The following is a 20,900-nucleotide window of genomic DNA, read 5'->3' on the forward strand; positions in this document are numbered from 1 at the left end:
TAAATAAGTAAAATTCAAGGGGGAATAATTAATGATTAAAAATTTAAACAAAAAAAAGAAAAGTAAAGGATTTACTCTTATAGAGTTAATCATCGTTATTGCTATTATAGCAATATTAGCGGCTATAGCTATTCCTAAATTTGGGGAAGTTAAAAAGAATGCTAATTTGAAAGCTGATATAGCTAATGCTAAGTCAATAGCTAATTCCGTTTCATCATTAATTTCAGATGATAAGATAGTTCCAATTACAGGAGGGATTATTTCGCAAGTAGGGCCTACAGCTAATGCAGCAGGTGATAAGGCGGCGCCATTAATAGAAGACTACCTTCAATCAGTTTCAGCGCCTAAATCAAAGCTACCAGCAGGAACTGAAATTACAGATTATACAGTGGCGATAAGTGAGAAAGGAGACATTACTGTTTATCTTGCAAATGTAACTAATCAATTGTTCCCAAAACAGGCAACTGCATTAGTAGATTAGGTATATAAAATTAAAGTGTAAAGCTATTTAGCTTTACACTTTAACATATAATTTGAAATAAGAAGTAACATATAGAAGAGGTGAAAAGATGTCAGAAAAGAAGAAAATAGATTTTTCTAAGCTTAAAAAGTTAGGGGAAATGGATATAAAAGATTTAAATAAGATATTTTCAAAAAATAGTAGTTCAAGCAAAGCTACATCGAATAGTAAATTTAAAAAGATGGTTAAAGCTAGTATGGAAAAACCAAAGAATATTTTAGCTTTTGACATTGGTTCAAGTTCTATAAAAATGGTAACTGGAAAGTATTTTAAAAATAAGCTTACAATAAATAAGTTAATAGACATACCAACTCCAGAGGGAACAGTAGGTGATGGAAAAATATTAGGTAAGCAAGCTTTAGCTGATATGATACAATTTGCATTAAAAGAAAATAGAATAAAGATTAAGGATGTAATATGTACTACAAATTCATCTTTAGTAATAAATAGAGAAATAGTAATACCTAAGGTAGAAGAAGAAGAAATGGAAACTGTAATAAGATATGAAATAAAACAATATCTACCTATAAATCTAAACGATTATATAATTCAATTTGTAGTTTTAGATGAAATTATAGATGATGATGGTGCTAAATTAAAAGTTAGTGTTATCTCTTATCCAGAAACAATGGTATATGCATATTATGATTTATTAAATTCATTAGAATTAAACCCATATAGTTTAGATATTGCATATAATTCTTTAAATAAAATTGTTAATTACTCAAACCTTAACGAAGATAATGGAGAAATTTTAGGTGGTGCTGTTGCTTTTGTTGATATGGGAGCAACCTCTATTAATGTGACTATATTGAAAAATGGTAAATTAGATTTTACTAGAATAATAAAGACTGGCGGAGATAATATAAATTATGCCTTAAGTCAAAGTTTAGATATGTCAATAAAATCAACAGAATCTACGAAAATTGAAAAGGGAAACCTATTAGATATAAGAGAAGATGACATTGTAAATACAACAATAAGACAAGTTATAGATGAAGGTTTAGAAGAACTTGAAAGAATACTACAGTTCTATGTAAATAAATCATCAGGTATAGAAATAAGTAAGATTTATATATATGGTGGGGTAGCTAATACCGAAGGTATAGATTTATATATGGAAGAAAAGTTAAAGATTAATGTAGAAAAAATAACAAAATTAAATAATGTTGATTTTTCTTCAAAGGAGCTATTAGAAGAACCGATTGGTGAGTTTATAAATGCAATAGGAGCTATTATAAGATTATAGGAGGAGAAATATATGAGAAGAGATATAAATTTCTTTAGCCAATATCAAGGTAAAAAGAAAGAGAAAAAAAATCAAGATATTTATATATACTCCTTACTAGGTTTCTTAGGGGTACTTATAATAGGATCATTGTTATGGAATAGTACTAGTCTACTTTTAACAAATAAGAAAATAAAGGAATATCAAGCTAAACTAGAGGAGCCAGAAATACAAGAAAAAATAACAGAGTCAGATGAAGTAAATAGCAAGTTATCTATATTGAAAAATTATGATAAAGAGCTAGTTACAATATCTAAGAGCTTATATAGCAGAGAAATTGTAACAACAAATATATTAGATAAGATAAGTTCAACGCTTCCAAGTGAAGTAACTTTTAATAGTGTTAATATCACAAATACAGATATTAATATACAAGCAGAATCTACAAAAAGAACTGCTATAGGTGAAATAGAATATAATTTAAAACAATTAGATAATGTTCAAGATGTCTATATTGGTGGAATATCAGGGGAAGAAAAATATACCTTTGATATAAAATGTGTTTTAAAGGATGTTGAATAATATGAAGATGAGTAAAAAAGAAAAGTATTTATTAGGTATTTTAGGTACAGTTTTAATTAGTATATTATATTATCAATTTATTTATATTAATCAAGTTAAGAAGCTTGATGTAAAGAAAAAAGAGAAGGTTGAAATAGAAACTAGACATGATGAGGTTTTACAATCTATAAAAACATTAGAAAGCAGAAAAGAAAATTTAAAAATTCTAAATTCAAGTATATTAGAAAAATCATCTGATTTTTATCCAACTATATTACAGGAAAAGATTATATTAGAAATAGATAAGCTTTTAACTGATAGTGGACTAAATGGAAATATTGCTTTTAGTCCAATTGAAGTAGCTTCAGTAGAAACAATGGTAGCGCCTGAAGTGGCAAAGGCTGAAAGTTCAATGAAAATAATTGCTGATGAATATAACGGTAGCTATAAATCAGAAGAAGAAGCAAAGAAACAAGAAACGCCAAATGCAGGTAAAGATGAAAAAAGTGGTGAAAAAGTAGAATCGCAAACAGGTGTTGCAACTGCGGAGCAATTAAAAGTAGCTATTAATTTTACAGGAAGTTATGATACTTTGAAAAAATTTATTTTATCAGTTCAAGAATATAAGAGAAAAGTTGTAATTACTAATGTTGCAATTACTCCAAAATCTGAAGCTCAAGTTACTGGAACTATGAATATTGAGTTCTATGCAGTGCCTAAATTAGGTGATGATGATGCAGCTTATTTAAAGTGGACTATGGAAAGTGTACATGGAAAAGATATACTTTTTAGTACAGGGGCTGCAAGTGGAGCTTATAATTCAACAGTAGAAGAACAAGGAACAAAAGTAGATATAAATGATTTTGTTATGATGTTAAGACCAACTAGTTCAGAATTACCTGTATTAACTATTGGTAAGGCAAAAGATTCTTCAAGAGAAACTTATTTATATTCTGATAATGCAAAAATTGAAGATGTTGAGATTGAGTTTAATGAAGAAAATGAAAAAATATATTATAAATACAAAACAACAAAAGATTTTTATCCTAAAAGTAATACAAGTGTAGGTAAAGAAATTACAACTATTTCTAAGGATATAGTTATGGAAATAACAAGTGAAGCAAGAACTTCAACTAATGATAATTCAACAGTGAAATTAAAGGTAATTAATAACACAAAGAAAAATGTTAATCTAATTATTAAAAGTGACGACAATAGTAATCCGAGAGTTTCTGTAGTGAGCGAAGGAAATACAGTTAATGTTACTAAAAAGTAGGTGCTAAAAATGACAAATAAATATACAAGAAAAAAAGGGATGACATTAATAGAGGCAATCATTAGTGTTGCCCTTTTCAGCATTTTAATAATACCTATATCAGGTCTGGTTATGACTGCTATGAAAACAAGTGAAAAGGCAGAAGCAAAGCAAGAAGCATCATATATAGGTCAGGGAATATTAGAGGAAATGAATATTTATGATGAAATTACTATAAAAGATGGGAAATTTAAATTTCTAGATGGTGGTGAAATTTATGAGGACAGCAAAAATTTGTACAAGGATAAAGGAAACATCATTAGAGATGGTTTTAATGTTGAAGTAACATTGAATAAAGATAGTAATTTTGAATATAAACTTAGTAGTGATGCAGATAGTGATGATAGCAAAATGGATTATATATTAACGCTATCAAAAAATGTTATATCAGGTAAAACTGAAGTTAAATGTGGTAATAAAATTGAGGAAATGCCTAATGATTCAATACTAAAGATAGATGAGTCTGGAAGGATGACTTTGAATGATAATACTCCAAACAAAATTGTAGTTGAAAAACCTAAAGTATCTAATAATAAAATTTCAATATATTTAGATAAGACTTTTAGTAATAAGGAAATAAATATAGATGTAGAAAATGAAAAGAAAAATGTAACTGGTAATAAGGAAGTTTTAGAAGTATATATAAAAAGTTCAAAAGATGTCACAGATAAACTGAATGTTACTGGTACAAAAGGTAAAGTTAAAGTTTATGAAAATATAGTAGATATTCCTAGGGGCGAAATGGGCGATTTATATAATATACAAGTTGATGTCAAAAAAAATAGTGATGTTTTATTTACTGGAAAAACAACTAAAAATATAGTTTTTAAATAATATTTCATTTATTTATGGGGTGGTGATTAGGTAATGAAGAAGAAGAGAAGAGGATCAAGTTTAATTATTGTTATTATAATTATGGCTATTTTATTTACTACTGGATCAGCAATTCTTACATTAACAGCAAGTGATTATAAAATGAGAACAAATGCAAGTAAGAAGCTAGAAAATCTTTATGCTGCAGATTCAGGTCTTGATATTGTTGAGAATGTAATACTTAAAAACTCTGAAGCAGCTATTATTTATGCTAATAAGAAGATTAAAGAAAAATATGATGGTCAAGAAATGACTAAGGCTTTATATGAAAAGATAAATATAGATTTTAAGGCTGAATTTATTAATTTTCTAGGTAAAGAAGCGTCGGGTAATGGGGCAAATAGTTCAGATGCAATACTTGCTCAAGGAATTATAGATGGAAAGTATAAGGTGTTAAATGCAGTTGGGGATGAATTTATTTGGAAAGAGGATATTGATAAAAAATCTGAAATTGAAATAATTGAATATAAGTATGCTGAGGATAAAGGTAATATAATAATTAAGATTAAATCTACTTTTGAGACTATGGATAGAGAAATTAAAAATAAAAAAATTCTTACAACTAAGTACACCGTAGGTATCCCTGATTATAAAGAACCTATATCAAGTGACAGTGTATTAATAGACATATATCCAGTATTTGATGCAAAAGTTATAACGGCTGATGGAAATTTAACATTAAAAGGTAAGGCTGAAGTAAAAGGCGATATATGGGTAAAAGGAGATAGTGAATTAGGTGAAAATCCAGCCTATGCTTTTGATAAGTATAGGGGTGGTATATCTGTCGAAAATGGTGAATTGAGTTTAAAAGGAAATATAATTACAAATAGAACATTACATTTAAAGAATGAATCTAAGGCTATTGTAACAGGGGATGTTTATGCGTTAAACGCTTATGTTGGAAAGTCTGATAAAACAGGAAGTTCAAAAGATAATAAATTACAAATAGAAAAGGAAGATAATATAGGCGGAAATCTTATAGTAAATAATGATTTATCTCTAAATGCAATAAATAGTAATGTTAGTATGAATAATTTTTATGGAATAAATGATAAAACTGATGATTCACTTACAAATATAAGTAAAGCAATGAAATCAAGTAGTATTATTGTTAATGATACTAGCGATACATCAACATTAACAGTTACTAATGATACTTATATAATGGGAGTTGCTTATATAAATACATTAGAAGATAAATATCAAACTGGTGAATCGGTAGCTATAAAGGGAAACTATATAGCATATTCTGATGTATTGCCAGGATATGAAGATAAAGTAACTTTAAAATATTATAATCCACTACAGTTAATTGAAACTATAGATGGAGGAGAGACTAAAGCTAGTTATTTCAAAAAGTATTATGAAGAAAATAAGAATAGGCTTAGAAATGGTGGAGTTTATTTAAATAAAGAAAATGTATACTCAACAGGAGCATACGTTACAAAAAATAAAGATGGTAGTAGCAGTGTGGGTAATAAGGCTATTAATATTGCTAATGTAACGGAAAAAAGAAAAGAGTTTGCTAAAAATGTATTTTCAATGGGGAACACAAATAAGGATGAAACATATCTTTATGAGGCTGGAAAAGTTTCGAAAACAGTAGAAAGTGAGATAGATTTTACTAGGGCGCTTTCTACAACTAGTATAAATGAAACCTATGGTAAACTTAAATTAAATAATGACTATAGTAAAACTGTTGTTATCAAAGGAAAAGATGATATAGAAACTTATGACAATAGTAAATACATTGTAATTGATGGTAGTAAAGCTTTGAAAGCTGTAATAATAACTAATGGAGATGTTATAGTTACGGGTGAAGTAGATTTTACTGGCAATATAATAGCAAAGGGGAATATTGAGATTAGTAATAATAATAATAAATTAACATATGACTCAAATATAACAAGAAAAGTTATAGCAGCTAATTATGATGTTCTTAAGGATATTTTAAAGACTGGGACATCAATTGGTCAGGAAGCTAATATAGCTATAGGAGATAAGGTAAATATAGATATAACAACAGACGGATATAATCTGAAAGGATTACTAAAAACTAGTAACTGGAAAATAGTAAAGTAAAGAGGTGAGGAGAATGGCAAAGAAATCGACGGGATTTACAATAATTGAGCTAATTATAACATTAGCACTTACAATATTAACCCTAGGGGTAATTTATACATTCTTCTTCTCAAGTAATAAAACAATATCTACTACCGAGTTGAGTTTAGAATTACAATCAGAAGCAGAAGTTATTCAAAAAGAATTAATAGAACTTTCAACACAGGCGACGGAAATAGTACTAATTAATACAAGTAAAAGTGAAAGCATAAATTATAAGGCATTAAATACTGAAGGTAAATTAGATATAACTAGCTTGCAAATTAAATCATATGATGATGCATCAAGTAGTGATGTTTTATATAATTTAAAATTGGTAAATAAGGAACTTAAAATTCAAGATAAAAATGGAAATGATATAAAAACATTATCAAAAAATGTTAAGGCATTTAAAATTAGACCATTAGACATTAATATGGTAGGTAGTAGTGTGCTAGATAAGGAAAAAGCTAATTTTAAAGATTCGCCAGGGCTAGAGTTTACTGTAGATTTAGAAACAGTAAAGGGCTATTCAAAAGTTGAATACACTGCACGTGCAATAGCTAAGTTTAGAAATAAAGAGTAGGTAGAAATTTAAAAAGAGTTTAAAAAAATAGGGAGGGGGATAAGACCTTATGAGATTTCAGTGGAAGGGAAGTAAAGAAAATTATAATAAAAAAGGTTTTTTAAAGATAAGTAGTAGTTTATTATTGTGCATATTTATTTTAGGCTTAATAGTTATACCTAAAAGTGAACCTGTTAGTGCAGATGAGATAAAGCCAAAAATAGATGTAACCTATTTAGGAAGTAAGCCACAAGAACCAATGACCGGTCAAGATATTGAAGTTAGGTATCAAGTAACACCACAGCCATTTCAATATAAGATAGTAAAACCAAAAGAGATTGTACTAGTTTTAGATGGATCAGGGAGTATGAATGACAATAATAAAATAGGGAATTTAAAGGCTGCAGCTAATGCATTTATTGATAAACTTAAGCCAGTAGAGAATTTAAAGATTGGAATAGTAGTTTACAATTATATAGCTAAAATAAATCCGACTGAAAATAAAAGTATTAATGAAAATGAATATTTATTAGATGTTAGAGACCCTAGGTTAAAAGCTGTTATTAATAATATAAAACCTTATAGTCAAACGGGTACAGGCGATGGATTAAGAGTGGGAGAATTCTTATTACAAAAAGGTGATCCTAATGCAGATAAGACGTTAATATTAATGTCAGATGGAGAACCAACATGTTATTCGATAAAAAAAACAGGTCAATATTATGAAAAAATAGATGGTTTCAATTATTTGGAAAATTCTAACGAGATAGATATTAGGGTAGATGATTATGCATATAGAGGTAAATCGGGATTAGAATATGCTACAACAATAGGCGATATAATTAAGAAAAAAAATCATAATATATTTTCTATTGGATATGGGTTAGGTTATGCTAATAGTTCTAGTAATATTAAGATGCAAAAAATACATACTTCTATGGGTGGTGTAGTTAATAAAGATCCAAGTGATATTAATAATACATTCTTTGCAAGTGATGAAGGGGCTATAGAAAGTATATTCGGAAAAATTGCAGATAAATTATTGAAGTCGTATAGTATTAACGATGTTAAGGTAAATGGGTATTTAGGGAGCGGGCTTACTGCTGTAGACGGGTTTGAAGTTAATGGTAATAATAAAGATGTAATAAGTGTACCGCCAATAGTTTATGAGTTAACTAAAATTAACGGAGAAGATTGGTACACTGCTAAACCTATAATAATAACATTTAAAATTAAAGCTAATGAAGCGGGGAAGTATCATATATTTGATTCTAATAGTAAACTTGAATATACAGCTGTAGATGGGAAAAAAATATCTATACCAATTACAGATGATTCAATAGTAATAAAAAAGTTTGCTATTGAGGATTCAAAAAAATTGCAGGTTGATTTTTATCCTGAAAAAAGTGGATATTTAATGGGTGATTCAGCAAAGGTAGTTGCTGGTTTTACTAAACCAGAGGGCGATGAATTTAATTTTAATAATGCTAAATTTGATATAACTAATGGAATACCTATAGCTATTGAACTAAAAGAAGGAAAGCCAGGTTTAGATTTTGGGACAATAAATGACGGAGTCCCTACACAACAATATAGTTTTAATATTAAAGATAATATAACAGAAAGTACAAATGAAACAACTAGCCATATAATAAATGGCAAATATTCGTATATAGTTAAACAAGATGGTAGTACAGCTGAGATATCAGGCAGTAAAGATGCTGCTATTAATATAAAAAGAGGTTCCGTTTTAGCTGAAATAGTTGATATAAATGGGGAGAAAATTAATAGCGGAATAAAGGTATCTCTACAGGATACATCAACAAATAGCACTTTTTCAACTAGAGAATCAAATGAGATTACTAATGGTATTGTAAAATTTAATACTATACCAACAGGTAATTATAAGATGACATTAACAAATATTCCAGCGGGATATGAATTTAAAAATGGAAAAGAAGCTATTGTTAGTGTTAATTATGAAAATAATATAGCTAAATATACATTTGTGTTAAATGATATTAGTAGTATAAGTGTAAATCCAAATATAAATATAAATTACAAAAGATCTATTCCAGAAAATCCGACAGTTGGAGAAAATATTGATGTAGATTATGAAATAGTACCAGAATCATTTAAGTTGAGCAAATCTGAGCGCGAAGAGATTGTATTAGTTTTAGATGGATCAAATGTGAATAAATTAAAAGTTGATGCTAATAAATTTATACAGAATCTCAAGACATTTATGAATGGTTGGCATCCAGAAGGGATTTTATATAATGTTAAGATCGGAATTGTAGTTTATTCTTCTGGAGCTAATATATATGAAACGAATAGTAGTGAAATATTGATAGATAAAGATGATGGTGGGTTTGAAAAATTTATTAATGGGATAGAACCATCAAAAGGTGAAAATATAGGAGAAGGGTTAAAAAAAGCAGAATATATATTAACACATCCTGAGAAGTCCAGTGTAAATGCAAATAAGACAGTGATATTAATGTCAGAACTACCAACTGAATATGATATGAAAATGGGTAGTGTAATTAAAGATAAAGGTTATAATGTGTTCACTATAGGATATGGGTTAGGTAATAAGGATAAAGAAAAGAAAATGAAAGAGATACATTCTTCTATGGGAGGAACAGACAAAACATTTTTTAAAAGTGGAACTGAAGTTATAGGCAATATAATTGAAAAAATGAATAGTAAAGAGTCATTACAAAAATACTATAGAGTTAATAATTTAGAGTTGAAAGTTAGGACTGGAGATGCATTTGATGAAGTAGATGGTTTTGGAGAAGGTAATAATAAAGCACATACAATAAAAATTCCGGAAATAATTTATGAAAAAAATGAAAAAAATCAGCAGTATGAAGCAAAGAAGATACCAAAAACATTTAAAATAAAAGCCAATAAGCCAGGAGAACATTATGTATTTAATGAAACTAATGAAAATTTAATGGAGTACACGAATTTTAAGAATGAAAAAATTTCTAAAAAGATTCCAAATCATAAAATAAATATTAGTGATAGCATTTATGAAATTAAGCACGGATTGTATGAGGGGGTTAAAGATAATCAAATATATATTAGTGAAGAAAATGTAACTATTGCTGGTGGAACTAATGTAAATTTTGGAGCTGAGTTTACAATAAAATCGACTATTCCAACAATAAAGCTAGATATTGATAAAAACTATGAGAATATAAAAAATATTAAAGTGTATAAATTAGTTGAGGGTAAATTAGTGGAATTAGGTAGCGAGATAGTACAAGGTACTGACACCACTAATGAAAAATCATACAAAATAGTATTGCCTAAAGGAATATCGACTGGCACTAAAATATTAATAAGATATTCAGCTAAATTACCTAATAGTAAAAAAATAGAATATATAAACAGTATTAAGGTAGGATCATCCCTAAAAAATGCAACGGTAACTACTACAGATACTGATGAGAAAGATAGGTTGCCAGATTTATTTTAAAAGATAATATTATAATAAAGGAAGATTTATATAAATAGGTCTTCCTTTAATTTTTTTCCAACATTATTTGAAAACCAATTGAAAAAAATTGCAATATTAGTTGCAAACTTATTGACAACTATACACCCTAGTTATATAATAATTTTAAATTAATAATAGTTGCACATTTTATTGCTTGTATATCCCCTGAATATGGCAGGGCGTATCTACCGGAAACCTTAAATTTCCGACTATGAGTGAATTTAATTGCTATACCCATAGGGATAATAGGCATATTAACTTCACTTAGAGGTTTAATGTGCTTTTTTTTATATACAAAAAACGGAAAGACAAGAATTAAAACTTGCATAAAAATCGAAAAATGAATTAAAAATTTCAATAAGGCATTTTAAAATTTAAAGATGCCTAAAATAGGGGGAAATACATATATGGCTAAAATTATTAAAACAGCTTATACTTTCGATGACGTGTTATTAGTTCCAAATAAGTCAGAGATATTACCTAAGGATGTAACTTTAAAAACAAAGTTAACTAAGAAAATTACTTTAAACATCCCACTTATAAGTGCAGGAATGGATACAGTAACAGAATCTAAAATGGCAATATCAATGGCGCGTGAGGGCGGTATTGGAATTATACATAAAAATATGTCAATAGAAGCTCAAGCTAAAGAAGTAGATAGAGTTAAGAGACAAGAAAATGGAGTTATAACTGATCCGATATTCTTAGGACCTGATAACACTCTTCAAGAAGCTGAAAACTTAATGTCACAATATAGAATATCTGGTGTTCCGATAACTGTTGATGGTAAATTAGTTGGAATATTAACAAATAGAGATGTAACTTTTGAAACAAATTTTGAAAGAAAGATAAGTGAAGTTATGACTAAGGAAAACTTAATTACTGGAAATGAGCATACTTCAGTAGAAGAAGCTAAAGAGATATTAAAGAAGCATAAAATTGAAAAATTACCTTTAGTAGATAAAGATGGATACTTAAAAGGTTTAATAACTATAAAAGATATTGAAAAAACTAAGGAATTTCCAAATGCAGCTAAGGATGAAAGAGGAAGACTTTTATGTGGGGCAGCGGTTGGAGTAACTGGAGACATGCTTGAAAGAGTTGAAGCTTTAGTTAAGGCTCAAGTAGATGTTATAACTATAGATACAGCTCATGGACATTCAAGAGGCGTATTAGATGCAGTTAAAAGCATTAAATCAGTATATCCAGAAATTCAAATTATAGCAGGAAATGTAGCTACAGCAGAAGCTACTAGAGATTTAATTGAAGCTGGAGCAGATTGTGTTAAGGTTGGAATAGGACCTGGATCAATTTGTACTACAAGAGTAGTTGCAGGAGTTGGGGTACCTCAATTAACAGCAGTTATGGATTGTGTTGAAGAAGGAAGAAAAACTGGAACACCAATAATTGCAGATGGTGGAATTAAATATTCAGGAGATATAGTTAAGGCATTAGCAGCAGGCGCATGCGTTGCAATGATGGGATCATTACTTGCAGGTTGCGATGAAGCTCCAGGAGCTATGGAAATTTATCAAGGAAGAAGCTATAAAGTTTATAGAGGAATGGGATCTCTTGGAGCTATGAAATGTGGTTCAAAAGATAGATACTTCCAAGATGGAAACAAAAAGCTTGTACCAGAAGGTGTTGAAGGAAGGACAGCTTATAAAGGGTCTGTAATAGATACTGTATTCCAACTAGTTGGTGGAATAAGATCAGGTATGGGATACCTTGGATCAAAGGATTTTGAAACATTGTACGAAACAGCTACTTTTGTTGTTCAAACAGCATCAGGACTTAGAGAATCACATCCACATGATATAAATATTACAAATGAGGCTCCAAATTATAGCGTTAATTAATTAAGATATAAAAAATAACAATGGTTAAATTTTGTCCATTGTTAGTTTTAAACATAGTTAAAGGTTGAAAACTTACATATATAATAGTAGACAATATATAAGATGAAATAAAAAATACTTTTTTGGAGGATACGAATGCAAAGAGAAATAGTTTTAATAGTAGATTTCGGTGGACAATATAATCAATTAATAGCAAGAAGAGTAAGAGAATGTGGGGTTTATTGTGAAATAATACCTTATAAATGGACTTTAGATAAAATAAAAGCTAAAAATCCTAAGGGTATAATATTTACTGGTGGACCAAATAGTGTTTATGGCGAAAATACACCTAAGGTAGCAGATGGAATATTCTCACTTGGAATTCCTGTACTTGGAATATGTTATGGAGATCAATTAATGGCTCATAGGTTAGGTGGGAAAGTTGAGACAGCTCCAGTTAGAGAATATGGAAAAACTAATGTAAACTTAGATAATTCTTCAAGATTATTTGCTGGAATAGAAAAAGCTGAAACTTGCTTTATGAGTCATACAGATTATATTTCAAAGGCACCAGAAGGTTTCAAAATAACAGGATTTACAGATGTATGTCCAGTGGCAGCAATGGAAAATGAAGAAAAAAATCTATATGGAGTTCAATTCCATCCAGAAGTTGAACATACTCCATTTGGTCAAAAAATGCTTTCAAACTTCTTACATGATATATGTAACCTTGGAAAATCATGGACAATGGCTTCCTTTGCACAAGAAAAAGTTGATGAAATAAAGAAACTTTGTGGAGATAAAAAAGTGCTTTGCGCATTATCAGGTGGTGTTGATTCATCAGTAGCAGCTATGATAGTTCATAAAGCTATAGGTCATAACTTAACTTGTATATTTGTTGATCATGGTCTTTTAAGAAAAAATGAAGGTGATGATGTTGAAAGAGTATTTAAGAAAGAATTTGATATGAACATTATAAGAGTTAATGTTCAAGATAGATTCCTTGGAAAATTATACGGAGTATCTGATCCTGAAAAGAAGAGAAAGATAATTGGAGAAGAGTTTATAAGAGTATTTGAAGAAGAAGCTAATAAGCTTGGAGAGATAGATTACTTAGTTCAAGGAACAATTTATCCAGATGTAGTTGAAAGTGGAACTGAAACTTCAGCAACTATTAAATCACATCATAATGTTGGGGGGCTTCCAGAGGATATGAAATTCTCTCTTGTAGAACCTTTAAGAGAATTATTTAAAGATGAAGTAAGAGCAGTTGGAGAAGAACTTGGAATTCCTCATAAATTAGTGTGGAGACAACCGTTCCCAGGACCTGGACTTGCAATAAGAGTTCTTGGTGAAATAACTGATGAAAAGCTAGAAATAGTTAGAGAATCGGATTCAATATTCAGAGATGAAGTTGCAAAAGCTGGTCTTGATGAAAGCATATGGCAATACTTCACTTGTCTTCCAAACATAAAATCAGTAGGAGTAATGGGAGATGAAAGAACATATTGTCACACTGTAGCAATAAGAGCAGTAACATCAAGTGATGCGATGACTTCAGAATGGGCAAGATTACCTTATGAATTATTAGACATAGTATCTCGTCGTATAGTAAATGAAGTTCCAGGAGTAAACAGAATTGTTTATGACGTAACTTCTAAACCACCAGCAACTATCGAATGGGAATAAAAATAAATAAAATATCATATTAAAATAAAAAGAAGAGATTAAATAGATTAATAAAATATTTAATCTCTCTTTTTTATTAATATTTTTGTTACTAATTTTATAATTTTTAAACAAAAAAATATACAGGTATGAATTAAATAGTAGTAAATACAAATAACTATAGTATAATCTGGGTGAAATAAGAGCAAAATATGTAATGGATTATTATGGTGAAGCTAAGAATTGTGATATAATAATTATTGAGTAAAAGAAATTCAATAATAGACGGAGGTATAGTTATGAAGAAAGGTTTAGTATTAGATTTATCTAAGGTAGCACCCTATGCACAAGAAACTGAATTAAATTATATGGAAGCGATGGTTAATGCTACTCATGAAGTTTTACACAATAAAACTGGAGCAGGAAATGAATTTTTAGGGTGGCTTGATCTACCTGTTAATTATGATAAAAATGAATTTGACAGAATAAAAAATGCTGCTGAAAGAATTAAAAAAAATTCAGAAGTGTTAATAGTTATAGGAATTGGTGGATCTTACCTTGGGGCAAGAGCTGCTATAGAAATGTTAACTAACAATTTCTATAATTCATTAGGAAGTAAGCACAGAAAAACTCCAAAGGTATTCTTTGTAGGAAATAACATAAGTTCAACATATATTACTGATTTGTTAGAAGCTATAGAAGGCATGGACATTAGTGTTAATGTTATATCAAAGTCAGGTACAACTACAGAACCTGCAATAGCATTTAGAATATTTAAAGACTACATGGAAAAGAAATATGGTGTTGATGGAGCGAAGACAAGAATATTTGCAACAACTGATAACAGCAGAGGCGCATTAAAATCATTATGTAATGAAACAGGATATGAAACTTTTGGAATTCCTGATGATGTTGGTGGAAGATTCTCAGTGTTAACAGCGGTTGGTTTATTACCAATAGCAGTAGCTGGAATTAACATAGATGAAATGATGAGTGGAGCAGCAGATGCAAGAGAAGAATATTCAAAACCTTCATTAAAAGAAAATGATTGTTATAAATATGCTGCAATGAGAAATGTTTTATATAATAAAGGTAAAAAAATTGAAGTTTTAGTAAACTATGAACCTTCAGTTCATTTCTTTAATGAATGGTGGAAACAATTATACGGAGAATCAGAAGGTAAAGATCAAAAGGGAATATTCCCAGCAGCAGTGGACTTTTCAACTGATTTACACTCAATGGGACAATTTATCCAAGATGGTTCAAGAAACTTATTCGAAACTGTTATAAACATAGGAAAGGCTAAAAAAGAAGTTGTTATAGGAACAACTCCAGGAGATACTGATGGATTAAACTTCTTAGCTGGAAAAACTATGGATTTTGTTAATAAGCAAGCATTCAAAGGAACTTTATTAGCTCATAATGATGGTGGAGTACCTAATATGATACTAAATGTTCCGGAAATAAGCCCATATTACTTTGGATATATGGTTTACTTCTTTGAAAAAGCATGTGCAATGAGTGGATACTTACTAGGAGTTAATCCATTTGATCAACCAGGAGTTGAAATGTACAAAAAGAATATGTTTGCTTTACTTGGAAAACCAGGATATGAAGAGTTAAAAGCAGAACTTGAAGGAAGACTTAAGTAAGTGAAAATTATAGTAGATGGAGATGCCTGTCCGGGCATCTCCATCATTCAAAGAATAGCAAAAGAAAATAATTTAGAATTAATTGTATATTGTGATATACATCATATTATTAACTTAGAATATGGGGAAGTTAAGGTTGTAGAAAGTGGTTTTCAAAGTGTGGATATGTATGTAGTAAATCTTTGCAAGTCGAATGATGTTGTAATAAGCCAAGACTATGGAGTTGCAGCCATATGTTTAGGTAAAAAAGCAAATGTAATTAATCCAAAGGGATATCTGTATACTAATGACAACATAGATAAGATGCTAGAAGAGAGACATTTATCACAAAAAATTAGACGTGGTGGTGGAAGAACTCAAAATGCAAAAAAGAGGACCGCAGAAGATGATTTAAGGCTTGAGAAGAGTTTAAAAAGAGTTGTAGAATGTAATATAAAAGAGTAAACTGTAGAAATAAAGCTATAGTTTGCTCTTATTTTTTTATTTAGCCGACAAAATTCAGTATATATTTTAAAATTTAAAATGTATAATATAATTACAATATTATGTTAAATAAGTATGTAATTGTGTTAGGCATCTGAAAAGAAATATATAGGTATAATGAAGTGTTGCTTTTGAGGATGACTTAGTACAGAGGGGTGGGCATTTATGAGCGAGGTTTTAATAACATTTGATAAGAATTATGAAGGGTGTATAGAAGAGGAAATAAATATAAAGGCAATTGTAGGGGAAGATCAGGGAATTGGGTTGCAATATAAGTTTATTGAAGGTACAGATGGAATATGGAATCCAATACAAGATTTTTCAAGTAAAAATATTTGTTTGTGGAAACCGCAGACAAAAGGTAAACATATAATTATGGTACAAGCTAAAAATGAAAAATCTAGTAAACCTTTTGATCATTTAGGAAAAGTTGAATTTATAGTAAAAAATGAAGAGGAAGAAAAAAATATGAAAACTAAAATTATAGAAGATATTAGTTTAGATAAGACATCGTTTAATATTGGAGAAAAGATTCGTGTTGCAGTAAAGGGCAATTACGAATTAGCTCTATATAGATTTTGGATAAAGGGAAAACAAGGATGGGAAGCACTCCGTGATTACAGCAGAGAAAATAAATTAGTATATACAGCTAGTGAAGTTGGCACTGTTGAAATATTAATAGAGAGTAAAATGCCAGAATCGGAAAACAATGTAGACGAATTTACAACTATTAGGTTTAAAGTTGTTGAGGGGAAAAAAATAGAAATTATAGATTTTGAGTGTTTAACTGAAAGTATACTTGTGAATGAAGAGTTAATATTTAAAGTTATAACAAATTGTGATAGTAATAGAAATTTATTATATAAATTTTTAAAAATAGATAAAGATGGAAAAACAACTTGTATTCAAGAATATTCATCAAGAACAATTATTTCATTTAAGGAAAAAGAATGGGGAGAATATAGACTTTTATGTTTAACTCGCGATATGTTTTCGAATAAAGAGTTTGATGATAGAGCTATAATTACTTATGAAGTTAAACCTTATGAAGAAGTATATATAAAGAATTTTTCTAGTAATTTAAATTCTCCACAAGTATGTGGAACAGAAGTGATGTTCAAAGTTGATGCAAAAGGGGGACGGGAACTTCTTTATAGATATATAATAGAAGGACCAAATGCTGAAGATACAGGTTATATAAGAGATAATACCTTGCTTTGGGTTAGCAAAGCTGAAGGTGAATATAAAATTATTGTTAAAGTTAAGGATATATCTTATGAAGAAGATTATGAGGATATAAAAATTTTAGACTTTGAAATAGATAAAAAAAGTGAGAAACCAGTAAAAATAGTAGATATAATAACTAGTAAAAATAAAAATTCTGTTATTTTACAACCTGTAAATATTAAGATTAAGGCTGAAGGTGGAACTGTATTAAAATATTCATTCATAGTATTTAAAGATGGAAAAGAAATGGAGAGGGTGGAGTATGGAACTAGTAATTGGGTAAACTTCACCCCAGAAGAAAAGGGTGAATATGAAGTTGAAGTAAGAGTTTTAGATAAATATTCTTTAAAGGAATATGATAGTCATAGCTTTGTATATTTAAAGGTTAAGGAGTATATACCAGCAGAAATTGATTATATATTAGTGGAGTCTAAGGAAACTTACTTAGTTTTGGATACAATAGATATTGAAGCTATAGTTCAAAATACAAGAAGTGTAAAGCTTAAATATGTTACTAAAATTAATGGTCATGAAGTTGAAGATACTGGCTATATTAATGCGAGGAAATTAAAAATAAAACCAAAATGTCCAGGAAAATATACTTTTGAAATATTTGCTAAAAATATAAAATGTGAAGATGGATATGATAATAAAAAAGAAATAAGTATTTATGTTCACGAAGCAGTACCTATAAATTCTACAAAAATTGAAGCGTTAAAGGATAATATAAAAGTTAATGAAGAAGTAACATTCCAAGTGAGTAGCATAGGTGGAAAAGAAGTTTGTTATGAATTTTATATTATGGAAAAGGGTCAATGGGTGAGAGCTCAAGAATATAGTAGAAAAAATTATTATACATTTTTACCTTTCTCACCTGGAGAATATAGGGTTTTAGTATTAAGTAAAAGTTATTATAAAAAGGTTAATTATGAAGATTATGATAAAGTGAGCTTTAAAGTGTGTTAACTTAGGTAGAGACCTTAGACGTATTAAATGATAATAAATTAATATTCCTTAGGTAGGTGGGAAAAGAGAAATTCAAGGGGATTCTCTTTTTTCGCTTAAGAATAAGAAAGAATAAACGATATATATACTATGGACTAGGCTTAAATTATGGAGGGCATAAAATGAAAATTACAAATATAGAAGAGTTTATGGGAACAACTATAGCTAAGGATGCTTTGAAAAAGACTATGGGAGATTCTCCTGAGTTTGATATCGTTTATGAGGCTTTAATTCAAAATTCAAAGAATAAAGAAACTGCTTTAGTGAATACAAATAAAGATGAAGAATCTAATTATTTGCCAACTGCTGTAGGGCAAAAATTAGATAATTTGCCTATGAAAGTTAGGACGGAATCAGTAGACGGTATATACAATAGCACAGAAGGTAAAGAAAATCAAAATTCAACTGTTAATAAAGGGTTGAAAGTAGATGTGAATGAAGTAGATAGTGATAAAAGCAGAATATATACAGCTGTAGATAAATATGCAACTCAATATGGAATAGATAAAAACTTAGTTTTAGGAATTATAAAACAAGAATCTAATTTTGATGCGAATGCTGTTTCAGGATCAGGTGCAATGGGTGTTATGCAACTTATGGATTTTAATTGTGAAGCGTATGGAATAACAGATCCTCTTAATATTGAACAAAATGTAGAAGGGGGAGTTAAACATATAAAAGAATATTTAAATATGTTTAATGGTAATGTAGAAATGGCTCTTATGGCATATAATGGGGGCCAGGGAACAATGGAGAGACGGGGTGTTAAGTCATCAAATGATCTTTATAAAATGCCTTCAGAAACTCAAAATTATGTTCCAAAGGTTATGAATTATTATAAAAATGGAATTAGTGCTTAAGTCATATTAAAAGAAAGAAGCGTAAGGAACTTCCTGATTAGGATGTTCCTTTTGTTATGTAGTAGATTAATTAGACTAAAAGGGATTGGAAAGAAACTAATAAGTCAAACATCCTAGTCAATAAGTAAAATTTATATTGTGCTTTTAAACTTTTAATAATAGAATAGATGTTAATTGAAAAAAATAAACATAGATGTCGATAGGAAAGGAAGAGGTGTTTTAATGGAAAGATTAGATAAAGTATTATCTAACTTAGGTTATGGAACAAGAAAAGAGCTTAAAGGTATTTGCAGAAAGGGCTTAGTTAAAGTTAATGGAGTAGTAATCAAAGATAGTGGAGCTAAGGTTGAACCTGAAAGTGATGAAATATTTTTTGGTGAAGAACAAATATTTTATAGAAAATTTATATACTTAATGATGAACAAGCCAAATGGAGTTATTTCGGCTACTCGTGATAATAGAGATGAAACAGTAATTGATTTATTAGAAATGAACCATCAAATTTTCGATCCATTCCCAGTGGGAAGATTAGATAAGGATACAGTAGGATTATTATTCTTAACTAATGATGGTGAATTAAACCATAGATTAATAGCACCTAAATGGCATGTAGATAAGGTATATAGTGCTAAAATTAATAAAGAAGTTACAGAAAGCGATATAGTAGCTTTCAAAAATGGAATAACACTAGATGATGAGTATTTATGTAAAGAAGCCAAACTTGAAATACTATCAGCGTCAGAAGAAGAATCAGATATACTAGTTACAATACAAGAAGGTAAGTTTCATCAAGTTAAAAGGATGTTCCAAGCTGTAGGGAAAGAAGTTACATATCTTAAAAGAATAGAATTTGGAACAATAAAGTTAGATGAAACACTTGTAGAAGGCGAATATAGAGAGCTGACAGATGAAGAATTAGCTATTTTAAAGAACTTCTAACGAACGTTAAAAATAAATGAGTTGAAAACATTCATTTATGCATAAAATTATAATGAAATTAATTAAATATCTTGCATTTTTTAAATGTATGAAATATAATATTTGGGCAAGGATAAATAAAAGGATATAAATAGCCCCCTTTTTATTTATTGCTTATTGCTAAAACGCAACCTGGCCCCAAGGGTTGCGTTTTTTTGCGTAAAAATGTAATCTTTAACATTGGCTAATTTAAATAAAAATATCTAATTTAAATAAAAGCATTTAAATTAGATATTTTTATTTAATAATTATTGTGACAAATTTAAGTAAAAAAATATATATAGAATAAGAGTTATTTTAGAAAAGTCACATTGGCACTAAAAATGAAATATTATACTCTGAATAATGAAAGAAAATATTCTTAGGAAAAAAATAGTGCAGGAAAAAAGTCTTTTAAGTATAAAATTGAATGTTAAGAAATTAAATATTGTATTTATTTTTAAAAAGAAGTAAATTTAATGGTTTACTTCTTTTATTTTAATACTTTTTTGGCAACAATATAAAAGATATGTATGG

General features: G+C 28.9%; 15 protein-coding genes and 1 riboswitch. All 15 genes read left to right on the forward strand.

Going from position 1 to position 20,900, the window contains the following annotated elements:
- The first annotated feature begins 31 nt into the window (after positions 1 to 31).
- The 15 genes from BLS77_RS20570 to BLS77_RS10990 all read left to right on the forward strand — a co-directional run bounded on the left by BLS77_RS20570 (position 32) and on the right by BLS77_RS10990 (position 20,345).
- Entirely contained in the window at positions 32 to 481 is a 450-nt protein-coding gene (locus BLS77_RS20570) for a prepilin-type N-terminal cleavage/methylation domain-containing protein (protein ID WP_089969469.1), read from the forward strand.
- An 88-nt stretch (positions 482 to 569) separates the two neighbouring features.
- Complete coding sequence (gene pilM, locus BLS77_RS10925; protein ID WP_089969472.1) at positions 570 to 1,769, forward strand: type IV pilus assembly protein PilM; 1,200 nt, start codon at positions 570 to 572, stop codon at positions 1,767 to 1,769.
- 12 nt (positions 1,770 to 1,781) lie between these two features.
- Complete coding sequence (locus BLS77_RS10930) at positions 1,782 to 2,330, forward strand: PilN domain-containing protein (protein ID WP_089969475.1); 549 nt, start codon at positions 1,782 to 1,784, stop codon at positions 2,328 to 2,330.
- 1 nt (position 2,331) lies between these two features.
- A complete protein-coding gene (locus tag BLS77_RS10935) occupies positions 2,332 to 3,585 on the forward strand; it encodes a hypothetical protein (RefSeq protein ID WP_089969479.1) in 1,254 nt (417 codons plus the stop codon).
- A 9-nt stretch (positions 3,586 to 3,594) separates the two neighbouring features.
- On the forward strand, positions 3,595 to 4,458 hold the full coding sequence (locus tag BLS77_RS10940; protein WP_089969482.1) for a type IV pilus modification PilV family protein: 864 nt from the start codon (positions 3,595 to 3,597) through the stop codon (positions 4,456 to 4,458).
- 33 nt (positions 4,459 to 4,491) lie between these two features.
- Positions 4,492 to 6,579, forward strand: coding sequence for a hypothetical protein (locus BLS77_RS10945; protein ID WP_089969485.1), 2,088 nt, complete (start codon positions 4,492 to 4,494; stop codon positions 6,577 to 6,579).
- 13 nt (positions 6,580 to 6,592) lie between these two features.
- A complete protein-coding gene (locus BLS77_RS10950; protein ID WP_089969488.1) occupies positions 6,593 to 7,183 on the forward strand; it encodes a PilW family protein in 591 nt (196 codons plus the stop codon).
- 49 nt (positions 7,184 to 7,232) lie between these two features.
- Positions 7,233 to 10,652, forward strand: a complete 3,420-nt coding sequence (locus BLS77_RS10955) for a vWA domain-containing protein (protein WP_089969492.1) — start codon at positions 7,233 to 7,235, stop codon at positions 10,650 to 10,652.
- A gap of 155 nt (positions 10,653 to 10,807) precedes the next feature.
- Positions 10,808 to 10,905: riboswitch (purine riboswitch) on the forward strand.
- 175 nt (positions 10,906 to 11,080) lie between these two features.
- Positions 11,081 to 12,532, forward strand: a complete 1,452-nt coding sequence (gene guaB / locus BLS77_RS10960) for an IMP dehydrogenase (protein ID WP_089969496.1) — start codon at positions 11,081 to 11,083, stop codon at positions 12,530 to 12,532.
- Positions 12,533 to 12,667: 135 nt separating this feature from the next.
- Positions 12,668 to 14,200, forward strand: coding sequence for a glutamine-hydrolyzing GMP synthase (gene guaA / locus BLS77_RS10965; protein WP_089969498.1), 1,533 nt, complete (start codon positions 12,668 to 12,670; stop codon positions 14,198 to 14,200).
- Between the two features lie 278 nt (positions 14,201 to 14,478).
- Positions 14,479 to 15,831: a glucose-6-phosphate isomerase gene (locus tag BLS77_RS10970; protein ID WP_089969501.1), complete on the forward strand. Its 1,353-nt coding sequence runs from the start codon at positions 14,479 to 14,481 to the stop codon at positions 15,829 to 15,831.
- Positions 15,832 to 16,275 (forward strand): YaiI/YqxD family protein, encoded by a 444-nt coding sequence (locus BLS77_RS10975; protein ID WP_089969504.1) that lies wholly within the window; start codon positions 15,832 to 15,834, stop codon positions 16,273 to 16,275. It begins immediately after the preceding gene.
- A 204-nt stretch (positions 16,276 to 16,479) separates the two neighbouring features.
- Entirely contained in the window at positions 16,480 to 18,507 is a 2,028-nt protein-coding gene (locus BLS77_RS10980) for a triple tyrosine motif-containing protein (RefSeq protein WP_089969507.1), read from the forward strand.
- Between the two features lie 161 nt (positions 18,508 to 18,668).
- Complete coding sequence (locus tag BLS77_RS10985) at positions 18,669 to 19,406, forward strand: lytic transglycosylase domain-containing protein (RefSeq protein ID WP_089969510.1); 738 nt, start codon at positions 18,669 to 18,671, stop codon at positions 19,404 to 19,406.
- 222 nt (positions 19,407 to 19,628) lie between these two features.
- Positions 19,629 to 20,345 carry a pseudouridine synthase gene (locus tag BLS77_RS10990; RefSeq protein WP_089969513.1) on the forward strand — a complete coding sequence of 239 codons (717 nt, stop codon included), beginning with the start codon at positions 19,629 to 19,631 and terminating at the stop codon, positions 20,343 to 20,345.
- Positions 20,346 to 20,900: the final 555 nt, after the last annotated feature.

It is taken from the genome of Clostridium gasigenes (assembly GCF_900104115.1).
Lineage (GTDB): Bacteria > Bacillota > Clostridia > Clostridiales > Clostridiaceae > Clostridium > Clostridium gasigenes.

Bases quoted from the DNA above. Each gene is read 5' to 3' on its own strand.
- BLS77_RS20570 (WP_089969469.1), top strand. From the start codon at position 32: ATGATTAAAAATTTAAACAAAAAAAAGAAAAGTAAAGGATTTACTCTT.
- pilM (WP_089969472.1), top strand. From the start codon at position 570: ATGTCAGAAAAGAAGAAAATAGATTTTTCTAAGCTTAAAAAGTTAGGG.
- BLS77_RS10930 (WP_089969475.1), top strand. From the start codon at position 1,782: ATGAGAAGAGATATAAATTTCTTTAGCCAATATCAAGGTAAAAAGAAA.
- BLS77_RS10935 (WP_089969479.1), top strand. From the start codon at position 2,332: ATGAAGATGAGTAAAAAAGAAAAGTATTTATTAGGTATTTTAGGTACA.
- BLS77_RS10940 (WP_089969482.1), top strand. From the start codon at position 3,595: ATGACAAATAAATATACAAGAAAAAAAGGGATGACATTAATAGAGGCA.
- BLS77_RS10945 (WP_089969485.1), top strand. From the start codon at position 4,492: ATGAAGAAGAAGAGAAGAGGATCAAGTTTAATTATTGTTATTATAATT.
- BLS77_RS10950 (WP_089969488.1), top strand. From the start codon at position 6,593: ATGGCAAAGAAATCGACGGGATTTACAATAATTGAGCTAATTATAACA.
- BLS77_RS10955 (WP_089969492.1), top strand. From the start codon at position 7,233: ATGAGATTTCAGTGGAAGGGAAGTAAAGAAAATTATAATAAAAAAGGT.
- guaB (WP_089969496.1), top strand. From the start codon at position 11,081: ATGGCTAAAATTATTAAAACAGCTTATACTTTCGATGACGTGTTATTA.
- guaA (WP_089969498.1), top strand. From the start codon at position 12,668: ATGCAAAGAGAAATAGTTTTAATAGTAGATTTCGGTGGACAATATAAT.
- BLS77_RS10970 (WP_089969501.1), top strand. From the start codon at position 14,479: ATGAAGAAAGGTTTAGTATTAGATTTATCTAAGGTAGCACCCTATGCA.
- BLS77_RS10980 (WP_089969507.1), top strand. From the start codon at position 16,480: ATGAGCGAGGTTTTAATAACATTTGATAAGAATTATGAAGGGTGTATA.
- BLS77_RS10985 (WP_089969510.1), top strand. From the start codon at position 18,669: ATGAAAATTACAAATATAGAAGAGTTTATGGGAACAACTATAGCTAAG.
- BLS77_RS10990 (WP_089969513.1), top strand. From the start codon at position 19,629: ATGGAAAGATTAGATAAAGTATTATCTAACTTAGGTTATGGAACAAGA.